13 protein-coding genes are annotated in these 14,114 nt (G+C 69.9%); 2 read left to right on the forward strand and 11 right to left on the reverse strand.

The genetic code is table 11. The annotated features are described in order from the left end of the window. Positions 1–155: 155 nt before the first annotated feature. Positions 156–2,372 (reverse strand): M4 family metallopeptidase, encoded by a 2,217-nt coding sequence (locus tag ACIBB8_RS07675; RefSeq protein WP_398949703.1) that lies wholly within the window; start codon positions 2,370–2,372, stop codon positions 156–158. 545 nt (positions 2,373–2,917) lie between these two features. Between ACIBB8_RS07675 and ACIBB8_RS07680 the strand changes: the two genes are divergently transcribed. Beyond that, positions 2,918–3,502 (forward strand): TIGR03086 family metal-binding protein, encoded by a 585-nt coding sequence (locus tag ACIBB8_RS07680; RefSeq protein ID WP_398949513.1) that lies wholly within the window; start codon positions 2,918–2,920, stop codon positions 3,500–3,502. Positions 3,503–3,570: 68 nt separating this feature from the next. After that, a complete protein-coding gene (locus ACIBB8_RS07685; RefSeq protein ID WP_398949514.1) occupies positions 3,571–4,203 on the forward strand; it encodes a DsbA family protein in 633 nt (210 codons plus the stop codon). 319 nt (positions 4,204–4,522) lie between these two features. Here ACIBB8_RS07685 and ACIBB8_RS07690 read toward each other — a convergent pair whose 3' ends face one another. The 10 genes from ACIBB8_RS07690 to ACIBB8_RS07735 form a co-directional block, all read right to left on the reverse strand. After that, entirely contained in the window at positions 4,523–5,287 is a 765-nt protein-coding gene (locus ACIBB8_RS07690; RefSeq protein ID WP_398949515.1) for a sirohydrochlorin chelatase, read from the reverse strand. A 45-nt stretch (positions 5,288–5,332) separates the two neighbouring features. Further along, positions 5,333–6,253, reverse strand: coding sequence for an ABC transporter permease (locus ACIBB8_RS07695; protein ID WP_366694323.1), 921 nt, complete (start codon positions 6,251–6,253; stop codon positions 5,333–5,335). Then, positions 6,240–7,031 carry an ABC transporter ATP-binding protein gene (locus ACIBB8_RS07700; RefSeq protein WP_398949516.1) on the reverse strand — a complete coding sequence of 264 codons (792 nt, stop codon included), beginning with the start codon at positions 7,029–7,031 and terminating at the stop codon, positions 6,240–6,242. The genes ACIBB8_RS07695 and ACIBB8_RS07700 overlap by 14 nt, the downstream gene beginning before the upstream one ends. A gap of 201 nt (positions 7,032–7,232) precedes the next feature. Next, entirely contained in the window at positions 7,233–8,348 is a 1,116-nt protein-coding gene (locus tag ACIBB8_RS07705; RefSeq protein ID WP_398949517.1) for an aliphatic sulfonate ABC transporter substrate-binding protein, read from the reverse strand. Between the two features lie 244 nt (positions 8,349–8,592). Continuing rightward, on the reverse strand, positions 8,593–9,924 hold the full coding sequence (locus ACIBB8_RS07710) for a sulfate adenylyltransferase subunit 1 (RefSeq protein ID WP_398949518.1): 1,332 nt from the start codon (positions 9,922–9,924) through the stop codon (positions 8,593–8,595). Continuing rightward, complete coding sequence (gene cysD / locus ACIBB8_RS07715; protein WP_398949519.1) at positions 9,925–10,860, reverse strand: sulfate adenylyltransferase subunit CysD; 936 nt, start codon at positions 10,858–10,860, stop codon at positions 9,925–9,927. Next, the gene (gene cysC / locus ACIBB8_RS07720; RefSeq protein WP_398949520.1) at positions 10,857–11,402 is read right to left on the reverse strand and encodes an adenylyl-sulfate kinase; all 546 of its coding nucleotides are present in this window, start codon (positions 11,400–11,402) and stop codon (positions 10,857–10,859) included. Before cysC ends, cysD begins: the two co-directional genes overlap by 4 nt. 23 nt (positions 11,403–11,425) lie before the next feature. After that, entirely contained in the window at positions 11,426–12,139 is a 714-nt protein-coding gene (locus ACIBB8_RS07725) for a phosphoadenylyl-sulfate reductase (protein WP_398949521.1), read from the reverse strand. Then, positions 12,136–12,315, reverse strand: a complete 180-nt coding sequence (locus ACIBB8_RS07730) for a hypothetical protein (RefSeq protein ID WP_398949522.1) — start codon at positions 12,313–12,315, stop codon at positions 12,136–12,138. The genes ACIBB8_RS07725 and ACIBB8_RS07730 overlap by 4 nt, the downstream gene beginning before the upstream one ends. Next, positions 12,312–14,009, reverse strand: a complete 1,698-nt coding sequence (locus tag ACIBB8_RS07735; protein WP_398949523.1) for a nitrite/sulfite reductase — start codon at positions 14,007–14,009, stop codon at positions 12,312–12,314. Before ACIBB8_RS07735 ends, ACIBB8_RS07730 begins: the two co-directional genes overlap by 4 nt. Positions 14,010–14,114: the final 105 nt, after the last annotated feature.

Consider the following 14,114-nt stretch of genomic DNA (forward strand, 5'->3'; position numbering starts at 1 on the left):
GGCGTCACCCGGCGCTTCAGCGTCGCGCTCTGAGCTTGATCTGCCGGCCGGGTGGCGGGGTGCGGGGCGAGACACGATCACCCAAAGGCCGCCCAGCTGTCGGGCAAACGACGAACCCCACCAAGAAACAATCTTGGTGGGGTTGACGGGCAAGCCTAGAAGATGATCTTCCAGTTGTCGATGTAGCCCGTGTCGCGGCGTTCCATGTCCCGGACCTGGAGCCTCCAGGTGCCGTTCGCGACCTGGCTGGAGGCGTCCACCGTGTAGGTGGCGCGCAGGTTGGCGCCCGAGTCGCGCCAGTTCCACTTCCTCAGCGGGTACAGCGTGCCGTCGGGGGCGACCAGGTCGATGACCAGGTCACCGCGGTAGGTGTGCTTGATGTCCACATCCACCCTGAGGTCGCTCGGCGCCTGGCCCGAGAGCCCGGTGACGTCGACGTCCGAGAAGACCCAGGCGCCCGGGACGCCCGCGCCCCCGTCCGGGATCGACACATCGGTGGTGTTCTCGAAGATGCCCCTGGCGACGTACCAGGTGAAGGTCGCCGTGGTGATGCCGTGCTTGGAGCCTCTGACGGTGACGGTGACGTCGCTGGTGCCCACCGTGGTGGGGGTGCCGGTGATGACGCCGGTGACGTGGTTGATGGTCAGGCCGGCGGGCAGGCCGGTGGCGAAGTAGGTGAGGACACCGGGGTTGAAGCCGGTGGCCTGGATCTGGAGGCCGGCGGCGGTGTCGACCGCGCTGGTCTGGGGGCCGGGGTTGGTCAGCATGATGCCGTCGACGATGCGCGGGCCGACGTTGATGGCGGCCCAGGCGTTGGCGGTGTTGATGTAGGTGTCGCTGCCCAGCCCGTACAGGTCGGCGGCGGCCTGGAGGGTGGCGGTGCGGGCACCGGCGTAGTCGGTGGAGGAGGTCATGTAGGTGGTGAGGGCCTTGTACCAGATCTTGGCGGCGGCGTCCCGGCCGATCGCGGTCACCGGCAGGCCGTCGGAGGTCGGCGAGTCGTAGTCCACGCCGTTGACGGTCTTGGCGCCGCTGCCCTCGGAGGCCAGGTAGAACCAGTGGTTGGCCGGGCCCGAGGAGTAGTGGACGTCGATGCCGTCGATACCGGAGTACCAGGCGTCGGCGGACCTTCCGTCCTTGGAGGGCTTGTCCATGTAGCGCAGCGGGGTGCCGTTGCCGCGGATGTCGATCTTCTCGCCGACGAGGTAGTCGCCGGTGTCGGAAGCGTTGTCGGCCCAGAACTCCACGGCGGCGGCCATGATGTCGGAGGTGGCCTCGTTGAGGCCGCCGGACTCGCCGCGGTAGATCAGGCCCGCGCTGTTGGAGGTGACGCCATGGGTCATCTCGTGCGCGGCCACGTCGATCTCGGTCAGGGGCTTGGCGTTGGCCGAGCCGTCGCCGTAGGTCATGCAGAAGCAGGCGTCGGACCAGAACGCGTTGACGTAGGCGTTGCCGTAGTGGACGCGTGAGTAGGCGCCGACGCCGTCGTTCCTGATGCCGTTGCGGCCGTGGACGTCCTTGTAGTAGTCCCAGGTGAGCTGGGCGCCGTAGGCGGCGTCCACGGCGGCGGTCTGCCGGTCGTTGGTGGTGCCGTCGCCCCAGGTGTCGTCCGGGTCGGTGAACAGCGTGCCGGTGCCGGAGCTGCCACCGTTGAGGTCATAGGTCTTGTGGCCGCCGCGGATGGCGTCGGTCATCGAGTAGCTGCCGTCGGCCGGTGTGGTGCCGATGGTGACCTGGCCGGAGTACTTGCTGTTGCCGACGCCGGTCTCGATGCCCTGGAACTCGAACAGCTTCTTGCCGGTCTTGGCGTCGGTGATGACGTGCAGCTCGGAGGGGGTGCCGTCGGCCTGGGTGCCGCCGACCACCGTCTCCCAGGCCAGGGTCGGGGTGCCGGACGCAGCCCAGACGACCTTGCGGGCGGTGCCGGCCTTCGCCTTCGCGACGCCCTTGGCCTTGGCACGGCCCAGCGCGAAGGTCTTCGCGGAGTCGGCGCTCTTGGCGGCGGTGGTGGAGGCGACGGTGATGGTCGCGTTGGTGGCCTTGGTGACGCCCTTGGCGGAGCCGTTCGCGGCGGTGTGGACGACCAGGTCGCCGCCCAGGACCGGCAGTCCGGCGAAGGTCCGCTCGTAGCGGGTGTGCAGGGTGCCGTCCGCGTCCTTCAGGACGGACTTGACGATCAGAGCCTCTTGCGACTTCAGGTGCAGCGACCTGGCGGTCACCGCCCGGGACGTGTTCGCCGCGGCCAGCAACTCGCCACGCTGCGACGGCGACAACTGCACCGGCAGTGCGCCGGCGCGGGCCTGGGCCTTGGCCGGGGCCTCGCTCTTGGTGTCGGCGTTGGCGACACCGGACGGCAGCGCGGCCGCGATCATCGCGGCGCCGGCTATCAACGCGCTCGCGGCGACGGACTTACGGGGGGATCGAGTCACACGGAACTCCTTCTGCAGCGGCCGGGTGTGCACGGCCGGAGTCAGCCGGGCAGGCAGGGGTGTTGCCGCCCGGTAGAGCTGGAGGTGCGAGTGGGTCGGACGATGTCCGACGTGATCGCCGCATCGTGTGGTGCGCGTGCTTTTGCAGGAGTGCACTGCGGCGACGGGAATGAAGCATGCCAGCGTTGACGGGGCCCGTCATGTACGCGTCGCCAACTTGACCGAAATCCGTCATTGATCAATCTGTGGAGTTCGTTGAACTGCCCGTCAGTAGGCGTCACTTGAGCCTTTTGGTGGTCGCGCGTCAGTCCCAGCCCCAGCGCACCGTGAACACGTTCGCGTGTGAGTGGCGGGAGCCAGGATCGATGTTTGTGGCCGAACTCCCCGCATTGGTCGACGCCGTGTCCTGGGCGAGCCGGACGTCCGGCACGGGCCGGTGTCGCGTTTCTTCAATACCGGTGCCGGCGGCCGGCCGTACCGTCCGGTGCATGAAGACCGAGCACGCTCATATGACCGAATGCGCCGCCGAGGCGGCCCGTATCGCCCGTGGCATCAGCGCCGAACAGCTGACCGCGCCCACCACTCCCTGCGGTGACTGGGATCTGCGGGAACTGATCAACCACTGGGTTCTCTACACCTCGCACGGCCTGGAGCACCGCGCCCGGCGCACGCCCCTCCCCGACGAGCTCACCGCCCGTGACTTCACGGCCGACGCCGACTGGGCCGAGCAGTACGCGGCGCAGCTCGACCGGGCCGTCGCCGCCTGGTCGGACCCGGCCGTCTGGGAAGGCGAGATCGACCTGGGCCATGCGTCGTCCCCCGCGGCCGAGGTCGCCGCGATGCTCATCGAGGAGACGGCTCTGCACAGTTGGGACGTGGCCCGCGCGACCGGTCAGGAGCTCAGGCTCTCCGACGGGGCGGCCGCGTACGTCCTCGGCGCCATCGAGGGGTCCGCCGAGCTCTACCGGCAGTACGGCGGCTTCGCCGACGAGGTCGACGTGCCCGGATCGGCGCCCGTCCTCGCGCGCGCACTGGCCCGCAGCGGACGCGATCCGCAGTGGACCGCCGCCTGAAAGTGGCCCACTGGGAGGGGTGCTGATTGGCCCGTAGCTGTATGCCAATGGCTGGCTACGCTCGGGCCATGACCACTCATCGGAATCACGGTACTGACCGGGCCGTCGTCGACTTCTACTTCGACCCCGCCTGCCCGTTCGCATGGATCACCTCCCGCTGGATGCTGGAGGTGGAGCAGCAGCGTGACATCGAGCTCCGCTTCCACGTCATGAGCCTCCATCTGCACAACACCGGCAATGAACTGCCCGACTGGTACCGGGAACTGGTCGACAAGTCGATCGGCCCGGTACGGGTCGCGGTCGCCGCGGCGGCCGAGTGCGGCGACGGCGTGCTCCGGGACCTCTACACCGCCTTCGGCACCCGCATCCACCAGCAGAAGAACGAGGACTTCGACGAGGTGATCGCCGAATCCCTCGCCGAGCTCGGCCTGCCCGCCGCGCTTGCCGGTGCCGCGCACGCGGACACCTACGACGAAGCGCTGCGGCGCAGCCATGACGCGGGCAAGGACCCGGAGGCAGACGGGTATGTCGGCACGCCGACGATCCATGTCGACGGCACGGTGTGGTTCGGCCCGGTGCTGCGCGCCGCCCCGCACGGCGAGGAGTCGGGCAGGCTCTTCGACAGCTTCCGGGTGCTGGCCGGTTACCCGGACTTCTTCGAACTCAAGCGCACCCGCACCGGCAGCCTCGACGTCGGCTGAGCGCCGCGCCCCTCCTGGGGCCGCGGGTGCTCCTCATGGCGCTCCGGACGCGGAGCCCGCATCTGCATCGGCGGGCTCCCCGAGGACGGCGGCCCTTTCACCGCGTCACCGTCACCGCGGCCGACGCGCAGGGTTCCGGTGCCCCGTCCCGCCCCTCGGCCGCGTACACGGTCACGGTCTCCGCTGTCACCGCGGCGGGCGCCGGACCGGGGGCACGGTCAGGGCGACGGCCAAGGCCGGGTGGACCGAAAGGGCCGGGCGCCGCGCATTCCGCGCCACGCCCGGCCGGAGCCGGCCGGATGTGTGGCCCGCGCCGGTGTCAGGCGGTGAGCGCCGCCACGCGCGGCACACACGCCTCGTCGTAGCGGCGCAGCAGCAGCCGCGCCAACTCCCGCGAAGGACCGAGCACCTCGGCCAGTACATCCGCCCCCGCCTCCCGGGCGCCCGCGGCGATACGGTCGGGGAGGCGGCCGGGCGCGATGACGTACGGGGCCACGGCGACACGACGGATACCGGATGCCCGCAGGGACCGTACCGCGTCCTCGGCAGGGGGATGGCCCCCAGGAGATGCAGCGGAGGCGAACGCAGGCCGCACGGCGCACCAACCGGTGTGCCGCAGCTCCCGCGCGATTTCAGCGATCACTGCGATCGCCTCCGGGTCTGTGGAGCCCGCCGAGGCCAGGACGAGCCCGGTCGAGCCTCGGTCGCCGGGGGAGACCCCGGCTTCGTGCAGCCGCCGTTCCAGGGCGGAGTTCAGCAGCGGCGAAGGGCCGAGCACTTTCGCCTGCCGGATCCGCAGCCGTGGCAGCCGGGTCTGTGCCTCGTGCAGCACGGCGGGGATGTCGGTCTTGGCGTGGAAGGCCCGGGTCAACAGCAGCGGCAGGGCCACCACCTCGCCGGCGCCTTGCGCGGCCAGCCGCTCCAGCACCCGCGGCACGGACGGGGCGTTGAACTCCAGGAAGCCGGTCTCCACGCGCAGTCCGGGGCGCAGCGCCCGGACCCGCGCGGTGAGCGCGTGCACGGTCGCCGCGTGCCGCGGATCGCGGCTGCCGTGGGCGATGACGAGAAGAACGGGGGAAGCCATGACGGTACTCGGTTCCTGGATCGGTTCCTGGGTCGGTTTCGTGGGTCAGCGACTGACGAGGAGGCCGCGGCTGCGCAGCACCCACCGCTCGAGCGGGCTGAAGATCAGCAGGTCGATGGCGATGCCGACGATCAGGATCAGGAAGATGGCGAGGAACACCATCGACATGCTGCTGGTCTCGCGGCCCTGCTCCAGCAACTGCCCGAGGCCCACGCCCAGATCGGGCGACGAGGCGATGATCTCGGCGGCCATCAGCGAGCGCCAGGAGAACGCCCAGCCCTGCTTCAGCCCCGCCAGATAGCCGGGCAGCGAGGCGGGCAGCACGATGTGCCAGGTGCCGCGCAGCCCGGTGGCGCCCAGCGTCTGCCCGGCCCGCAGGTGCAGCGGCGGGATCCGGTCGACACCGGCGACGAGACCGTTGGCGATCGACGGGACGGCGCCCAGCAGGATCACCGCGTACATCATCGTGTCGTCGAGCCCCAGCCAGATCACCGCGGGCGGCACCCACGCCACCGACGGCAGCGACTGGAGACCGGAGAGCACCGGGCCGATTGCCGCGCGCACCACCTTCACGCGCGCCACCAGCAGCCCGAGCGGGGTACCGATGACGAGCGCCAGCAGGAAGCCGAGCAGGCCCCGCGAGACACTCGTCCAGATGTAGCCGAGCAGGGTGCCCTGCGCCCAGGCGTTGGTCACCTCGTCCCAGACCTGGGACGGCGACGGCAGCTTGTAGTCGTCGGTGACCTTTGCCCAGATGAGGATCTGCCAGACGATGAGCACCAGTGCGACGGCCACGACCGGCGGCAGGACCTTCTGCACCAGCACCTGGCGTACCGGAGTCCGGCTCACCCGCACCGCGTCGAGCGCGTCGAGCCCCGCCTCCAGCCCGGCCAGGTCCTGGGCGGCGTCCTTGACGGTGCCGGACGCGGCGGTGCTGTCCTCGGTGGTGGTGTCAGTGCTGGCCATGTCGGCGGATCTCCCCACGCAGTTGTTCGGTGATCTCGACGGACAGCTCCGCCACCGCGGTGTCCTCGATGCGGCGCGGCTGGTCGATGTCGACGGTCCACTCGCGGGCGATCCGGCCCGGCCGCGACGACAGCAGGACGACCCGCTCGGCGAGCCGGACCGCCTCCCGCACGTTGTGCGTGACGAAGAGGACCGAGACGTTCGTCTCGCGCCAGATCCGGGTCAGCTCGTGGTGCAGAACATCCCGGGTGATGGCGTCGAGAGCGGCGAACGGCTCATCCATCAGCAGCAGTTGACTGTCCTGAGCGAGCGCGCGGGCCATCGCCACCCGCTGGCGCATGCCGCCCGAGAGTTCGTGCACCCGCTTCCCGTACGCCCCGCCGAGCCGTACGAGTTCGAGCAGCCGCTCCGCCTCCGTGCGGCGGTCGGACTTGGGTACGCCGCGCAGTCGCAGCGCGAGCTCGATGTTCTTGCCCGCGGTCAGCCACGGGAAGAGGGCGTGCTCCTGGAACATCAGGGCCGGCCGCCCGCCGGGGGTCTCGATGGACCCCGCGGTCGGGCGGTCGAGTCCGGCCACCAGGTTGAGCAGCGTCGATTTGCCGCACCCGGAAGCTCCCAGGAGGGTGACGAACTCGCCGGGAGCGACATCGAGCGTGATGTCGTCCAGAACGAGCTGCGGCCCCTCCGGCCCGCCGAAGGACTTCGAGACGTGGTCGATCCGGGCGGCGTGCCCGACCGCCGTACGGTCCTCGGCCTTGGTGAGCGTGGTCGTCGCCATGGTCGTCACCTCCTGGGAGATCCTGGAACGGTCGGGTGGCTTAGGCCGACCGGCACATGGGGGGCGGCGTCGCGGGGCTGGGCACGCACATCTGCCGCGTTGTCGTCAATCACCATGGCTCCGCCATGTCTCAATCCTCCGCCTTGCAGCTGCACGCACCCAGCCCCGCTCCTTCTCCCGCCCCCCATGTGCCGGTCGGCCTTACTTGACGCCGAGTCCGGCGTCGGCGACCTCGGGCTTGCCCGCGGCCTTGAGGATCTTGTTCAGCGGCTTCAGGTCGTAGATGCCCGTCAGATCCGTCTGCTCCAGCAGACCCGCCTTCACCGCGTGCTTGGCCTCCGTGTCGAGCGTGGCGGCCAGCGGGTCATCGGTGAACCGGATCGACTTCCACGCCGGGTCGAGGACCTCGGCCGGCAGCTCCTTGCCGGACAGCTCCTTGAGCGCGGTGTTGGCGGACGCCTTCGCCTTGTCCGGGTGGGCGTTGATCCACACGTTGGTGTTGACCGAACCGCGCAGCACCGCCTCGACGACGTCCGGGTGTTCCGTGAGGAATTTCTGCGACACGACGATGTTCGTGATCACGAACTTGTTGTCCGGCCAGAGCGTCGACTCGTCGAGGAGCACCTTCGCGCCCTGCGCGACCAGCTTGGAGGCGGTCGGCTCGGGGACCCAGGCGCCGTCGACGGAACCGGCCTTGTAGGCGTCCGGGGTCACCTTGTTGTCCGTGCGGACCACGGAGACGTCGCCCTTGCCGCTCTGGGCGTCGACCTTCCACCCCTTCTCGGAGATCCAGTTGAGGAAGGCCACGTCCTGGGTGTTGCCGAGCTGCGGGGTGGCGATCCTTTTGCCTCTGAGGTCGTCCAGGGTCTTGATCTTCTCCGGGTTGACGACCAGCTTCACGCCGCCGGACGCCGCACCGCCGATGATCCGCAGGCTCTTGCCCCTGGACTTGGCGAAGCCGTTGATGGAAGGGGAGGGGCCGATGAAGCCGATGTCGATCGAACCGGCGTTGAGCGCCTCGATCTCGGACGGGCCCGCGTTGAACGTCGACGGCTTGACCGTCGTGCCCCCGAGCTCCTTGGCGATGATGCCTTCCTGGATGCCGACCAGGGCGGTGGCGTGCGTGAGGTTCGGGAAGTAGCCGATCTTCACGGTGTCCGCGGAGAGCTTCTTGCCGTCGGCGGAGACGTTCGCCTTCTTGGCGTCGTCGTCCTTCGCCGCGGAGCCGTAGCCGCAGGCGGTGAGCGCCGCGGCGAGCAGCGGCAGAGCGGCGGCTGCGGCGAGGCTGCGGCGCAGTGGGAAACGGGTGGCAGGCACGGGAGGCGTTCCTCTCGTCGGCCCGGGGCTCACGTCCCCCGAGGGTTATGGGAACGCGGCCGGGCAGTCGGCATGTCTTCGTCTGAACCGGCGGTACCGGAGGTGCGGTTGGTGCAAGGGGGCGCGCAGGCAGTGCGCGTACGTCATCGCGCACATCGCGCAACCCCGCCCTGACCGCTGCCGAGGGCGCCGCTGCCGATGCGGCCGCCCTCCTTCGCGAACGTCGCGTAGATGTCGACAACCATCAGAAGTCCCATTCGGCGTCGTCGGCGGCGGCCTGGGCCTCGGCCTCGGCGGCGAACGAGGCGCCCGCCATGCCGGCCGTCAGCGTGGTGCCGTCCGCAGGGTCGATCAGCAGGAACGAGCCGGTGCGCCGGGAGTCCGCGTACGCGTCCAGCGCGAGCGGCTCCGCGGTACGGACGACGACCCGGCCGATGTCGTTGGCGACGAGCTGTCCGGGCGCCGGGTGCGGCGAGAGGTCGTCCAGCGTCAGCCGCGACGGGATGTCCTTGACGATCGCCTTGACCGTGCGGGTGGTGTGCTTGAGCAGCACCCGCTGGCCGACCACGAGCGGCTGGTCCGCGACGTGGCAGACGGTCGCCTCGATGTCCTGGGTGACCGCCGGCGCGTCGTCGGCCGGTGCGATGAGGTCACCGCGCGAGACGTCGATGTCGTCGGCGAGCCGGACGGTCACCGACTGGGGCGCCCAGGCGATGTCGACGCTCTCGCCGAGCGCGTCGATCCCGGCGATCGTTGACGTGCGGCCCGAGGGCAGGACCGTGACGGCCTCGCCCACGCGGAACGCGCCGGCGGCGATCTGGCCCGCGTAGCCCCGGTAGTCGGGGTGCTCGGCGGTCTGCGGCCGGATCACGTACTGGACGGGGAAGCGTGCGTGGCAGCCGGTGAGGTCGTGGCTGACCGGCACCGTCTCCAGGTGTTCGAGGACCGTCGGGCCGCCGTACCAGTCCATGTGCGCGGACGGCTCCACGACGTTGTCACCGGCGAGTGCGGAGATCGGGATCGCAGTGATCTCGAGGACGCCGAGCGAGGCGGCGTATGCGGTGAACTCCTCGGCGATGGCGGCGAATACGGGCTCCGCGTAGTCGACCAGGTCCATCTTGTTGACGGCCAGGACCACGTGCGGCACTCGCAGCAGGGCGGCGACGGCGGCGTGCCGGCGGGTCTGCTCGACGACACCGTTGCGGGCGTCCACCAGGACGACGGCCAGCTCGGCCGTCGAGGCCCCCGTCACCATGTTCCGGGTGTACTGCACGTGCCCCGGGGTGTCGGCCAGGATGAACCGGCGGCGCGGCGTGGCGAAATAGCGGTAGGCGACATCGATGGTGATGCCCTGCTCGCGCTCGGCCCGCAGCCCGTCGGTCAGCAGCGCCAGGTCCGGCGTCTTCTGGCCCCGGCTGCGCGAGGCGTGCTCGACGGCCTCCAGCTGGTCGGTGAGGACCGACTTGGAGTCGTGCAGAAGGCGTCCGACGAGGGTGGACTTGCCGTCGTCGACGGACCCCGCGGTGGCGAACCGCAGCAGGGTCGTGGTCGACAACTGCTGGGAGATTGTGCTCATTTAGAAGTACCCCTCGCGCTTACGGTCTTCCATCGCGGCCTCGGACATCTTGTCGTCGGCGCGTGTCGCACCCCGCTCGGTGAGCCGGGAGGCGGCGATCTCGGTGATCACGGCGCCGAGCGTCGTGGCGTCCGAGTCGACCGCGCCGGTGCAGGACATGTCGCCGACGGTGCGGTAGCGCACCTGCCGGGTCTCGACCCGCTCGCCCTCCTTGGGGCCGCCCCAGTCACCGGCGGTCAGCCACATCCCGGAGCGGTTGAAGACCTCCCGCTCGTGGGCGAAGTAGATCTCCGGAAGCTCGATGCCCTCGCGCTCGATGTACTGCCAGACGTCGAGCTCGGTCCAGTTGGAGATCGGGAAGACCCGGACGTGCTCGCCGGGGGCGTGGCGGCCGTTGTACAGCTGCCACAGCTCGGGGCGCTGGCGGCGAGGGTCCCACTGGGAGAACTCGTCGCGCAGCGAGAAGACCCGCTCCTTGGCGCGCGCTTTCTCCTCGTCGCGGCGGCCGCCGCCGAACACGGCATCGAAGCGGTGCTCCTGGATCGCCTCGGTCAGCGGAATGGTCTGCAGCGGGTTGCGGGTGCCGTCGGGGCGCTCGCGGAGCTTCCCGGCGTCGATGTACTCCTGCACGGAGGCGACATGCAGCCGCAGCCCGTGTTCGGCGACCGTGCGGTCGCGGTAGTCGAGGACCTCCGGGAAGTTGTGCCCGGTGTCGACGTGCAGCAGCGTGAACGGAACCGGCGCCGGCGCGAACGCCTTCAGCGCCAGGTGCAGCATCACGATCGAGTCCTTGCCGCCGGAGAACAGGATCACCGGCCGCTCGAACTCTCCCGCCACCTCACGGAAGATGTGCACCGCCTCGGACTCCAGGGAGTCCAGGTGGCTGAGTGCGTACGGATTGTCGGTGCCTTCCGACACAGTCGCGACGGTCGTCACGCTGCACCCCTCTCGCTCAGCAGCGCGTACAGCTCCGCCGCGGACTCCTGCACGGTTTGCTGGTGCGACTCGATCCGCAGGTCCGGCGACTCGGGCGCCTCGTACGGGTCGTCGACCCCGGTGAGCCCGCTGATCTCGCCCGCCGCCTGCTTGGCGTAGAGCCCCTTCACATCGCGTACGGAGCACACCTCGACCGGAGTCGCGACATGCACCTCCAGGTACGCGGTGCCCTCGGCCTGGTGACGCCTGCGTACCGCGTCCCGGCTGTCCGCGTACGGGGCGATGACCGGGACCAGCACCTTCACGCCGTTGGCCGCCAGCAGTTCGGCGACGAAGCCGATCCGCTGGACGTTGGTGTGCCGGTCCTCGCGGGAGAAGCCCAGACCCGCGGAGAGGAACTCCCGGATCTCGTCGCCGTCGAGCACCTCCACCCGGTGGCCCTCGCCGCGCAGCCGCCCGGCCAGTTCGTACGCGATGGTGGTCTTGCCCGCGCTCGGCAGACCGGTCAGCCAGATGGTGGCTCCGCTCTCCGTCACGCTCATCGAACTCTCCTGATCAGTCGTCATCAGTCGTGCAGCCCGCACTCGGTCTTGCCCCGCCCGGCCCAGCGGCCGGCGCGCACGTCCTCGCCCTCCAGCACCCGGCGGGTGCAGGGCCTGCAGCCCACGGAGGCGTAACCGTCCATCAGCAGCGGGTTGGTGAGGACCCCGTGCTCCGCGATGTACGCGTCGACGTCGTCCTGCGTCCAGCGGGCGATCGGCGAGATCTTGACCTTCTGCCGCTTCTCGTCCCAGCCGACGACCGGGGTGTTCGCGCGGGTCGGGGACTCGTCGCGACGCAGCCCGGTCGCCCAGGCCGCGTACGACGTCAGGCCCTCCTCGAGGGGCTTGACCTTGCGCAGCTTGCAGCACAGGTCGGGGTCCCGGTCGTGCAGCTTCGGCCCGTACTCGGCATCCTGCTCGGCCACCGCCTGCCGCGGGGTCAGCGTGATGACGTTGACGTCCATCACGGCCTCGACGGCGTCACGCGTGCCGATCGTCTCCTCGAAGTGGTAACCGGTGTCGAGGAAGACCACATCGACGCCCGGGAAGACTCGGGACGCGAGGTGCGCCACGACCGCGTCCTCCATCGAGGAGGTGACGCAGAACCGCTTGCCGAAGGTGTCGGCGGCCCACTGCAGGATCTCCGGCGCGGAGGCGTCCTCGAGTTCCCGGCCCGCTCGCTCGGCCAGCTCCCTGAGCTCCTCGGCCCCGAGTCTCTTGTGCTGAGTCTGCGTCATATCCTGTCCCGTTCAACGTCGTTGCGCTGCAGCCCTCGGGTCAGCAGGCCCAGGAACTTGAGCTGGAACGCGCGGTTGCAGGAAGCACATTCCCAGGCACCGTGCCCGGTCTCGTGCGGGCGCAGGTCCTCGTCGCCGCAGTACGGGCAGTAGAACGGTGCGGCGCGCTCGCTCATGACAGCGACTCCGCACTGGCCCGCGCCGCCCAGGTTGCGAACCGCTCGCCGTCCTCGCGTTCCGCCTGGAACCGGCCCAGCACCCGCTCGACGTAGTCGGGCAGCTCGGCGGAAGTGACCTTCAGGCCACGGACCTTGCGGCCGAAGCCGGCCTCCAGGCCCAGTGCGCCACCGAGGTGCACCTGGTATCCCTCGACCTGGTTGCCGTCGGCGTCCAGGACGAGCTGGCCCTTGAGGCCGATGTCCGCGGTCTGGATGCGGGCGCAGGCATTGGGGCAGCCATTGATGTTGATGGTGAGCGGCTCGTCGAACTCCGGCATACGGCGCTCGAGTTCGTCGATCAGTGACGCACCGCGTGCCTTCGTCTCGACGATCGCCAGCTTGCAGAACTCGATGCCGGTGCAGGCCATCGTGCCGCGGCGGAAGGGCGAGGGCCTCACCTGGAAGCCGAGCGCCTCGAGTTCCGTGACCAGGGAGTCCACCTGGTCCTGCTCGACGTCGAGGATGAGCATCTTCTGCTCGACGGTGGTGCGCAGCCGGTCCGAGCCGTGCGTGGCCGCCAGGTCGGCGATCTTGGCCAGCGTGGAGCCGTCCACCCGGCCGACCCGGGGCGCGAACCCGACGTAGAAACGGCCGTCCTGCTGCTGGTGGACACCCACGTGGTCGCGCCAGCGGCTGCTCGGCTGCTCGGGGGCGGGCCCGTCGATCAGCGGGCGCTTCAGGTACTCGTCCTCCAGTACCTGGCGGAACTTCGCCGGGCCCCAGTCGGCCATCAGGAACTTCAGCCGGGCGCGGGTGCGCAGCCGCCGGTAGCCGTAATCACGGAAGATCCCCACTACACCGGCCCAGACGTCCGGGACCTCGTCCAACGGTACCCAGGCGCCCAGCCGTTCGGCGAGCCGTGGGTTGGTGGAGAGCCCGCCACCGACCCAGACGTCGAAACCCGGACCGTGCTCGGGGTGGACCACGCCGACGAACGCGATGTCGTTGATCTCGTGGACCACGTCCTGCACCGGGGAGCCGGAGATCGCGGTTTTGAACTTGCGCGGCAGGTTGGAGAATTCCTTGTTGCCGATGTAGCGGTCGTGGATCTCGTCGACCGCGGGCGTGCCGTCGATGATCTCGTCGGCGGCGATCCCCGCCACCGGCGAGCCGATGATCACGCGCGGGCAGTCGCCGCACGCCTCGGTGGTGGAGAGCCCGACGGCCTCCAGCTTCTCCCAGATCGCCGGGACGTCCTCGATGCGGATCCAGTGCAGCTGGATGTTCTGCCGGTCGGTGATGTCTGCGGTGCCGCGCGCGTACTCCTGCGAGATCTCGCCGATGACGCGCAGTTGCGCGGTGCTCAGCCGGCCGCCGTCGATCCGCACCCGCAGCATGAAGTACGTGTCGTCCAGCTCCTCGGGCGCCAGGATCGCGGTCTTGCCCCCGTCGATCCCGGGCTTGCGCTGGGTGTAGAGACCCCACCAGCGCATGCGCCCACGAAGATCGTTGGGGTCGATCGAGTCGAATCCGCGCTTGGAGTAGATCGTCTCAATGCGTGTCCGCACATTGAGACCGTCGTCATCCTTCTTGAACTGCTCATTGCCGTTGAGCGGAGTGTGGTGTCCCACGGCCCACTGGCCCTCGCCACGGTGGCGTCCGGCCTTGCGGCGGGGCGTGGTGGTCGCAGGCTGTTCCGGGGTGGAGGCCATGACAATACGTCCTTCGGGACTGCGGGAGGGCGGCTCTGAACTGCACACTCGCGCTGAGGCGCGGCGGTGCGCAGGAGTTGCAGAGAAGGGAGAAAGGGGGGAACG

The organism is Streptomyces sp. NPDC051286 (assembly GCF_044455345.1).
Lineage (GTDB): Bacteria > Actinomycetota > Actinomycetes > Streptomycetales > Streptomycetaceae > Streptomyces.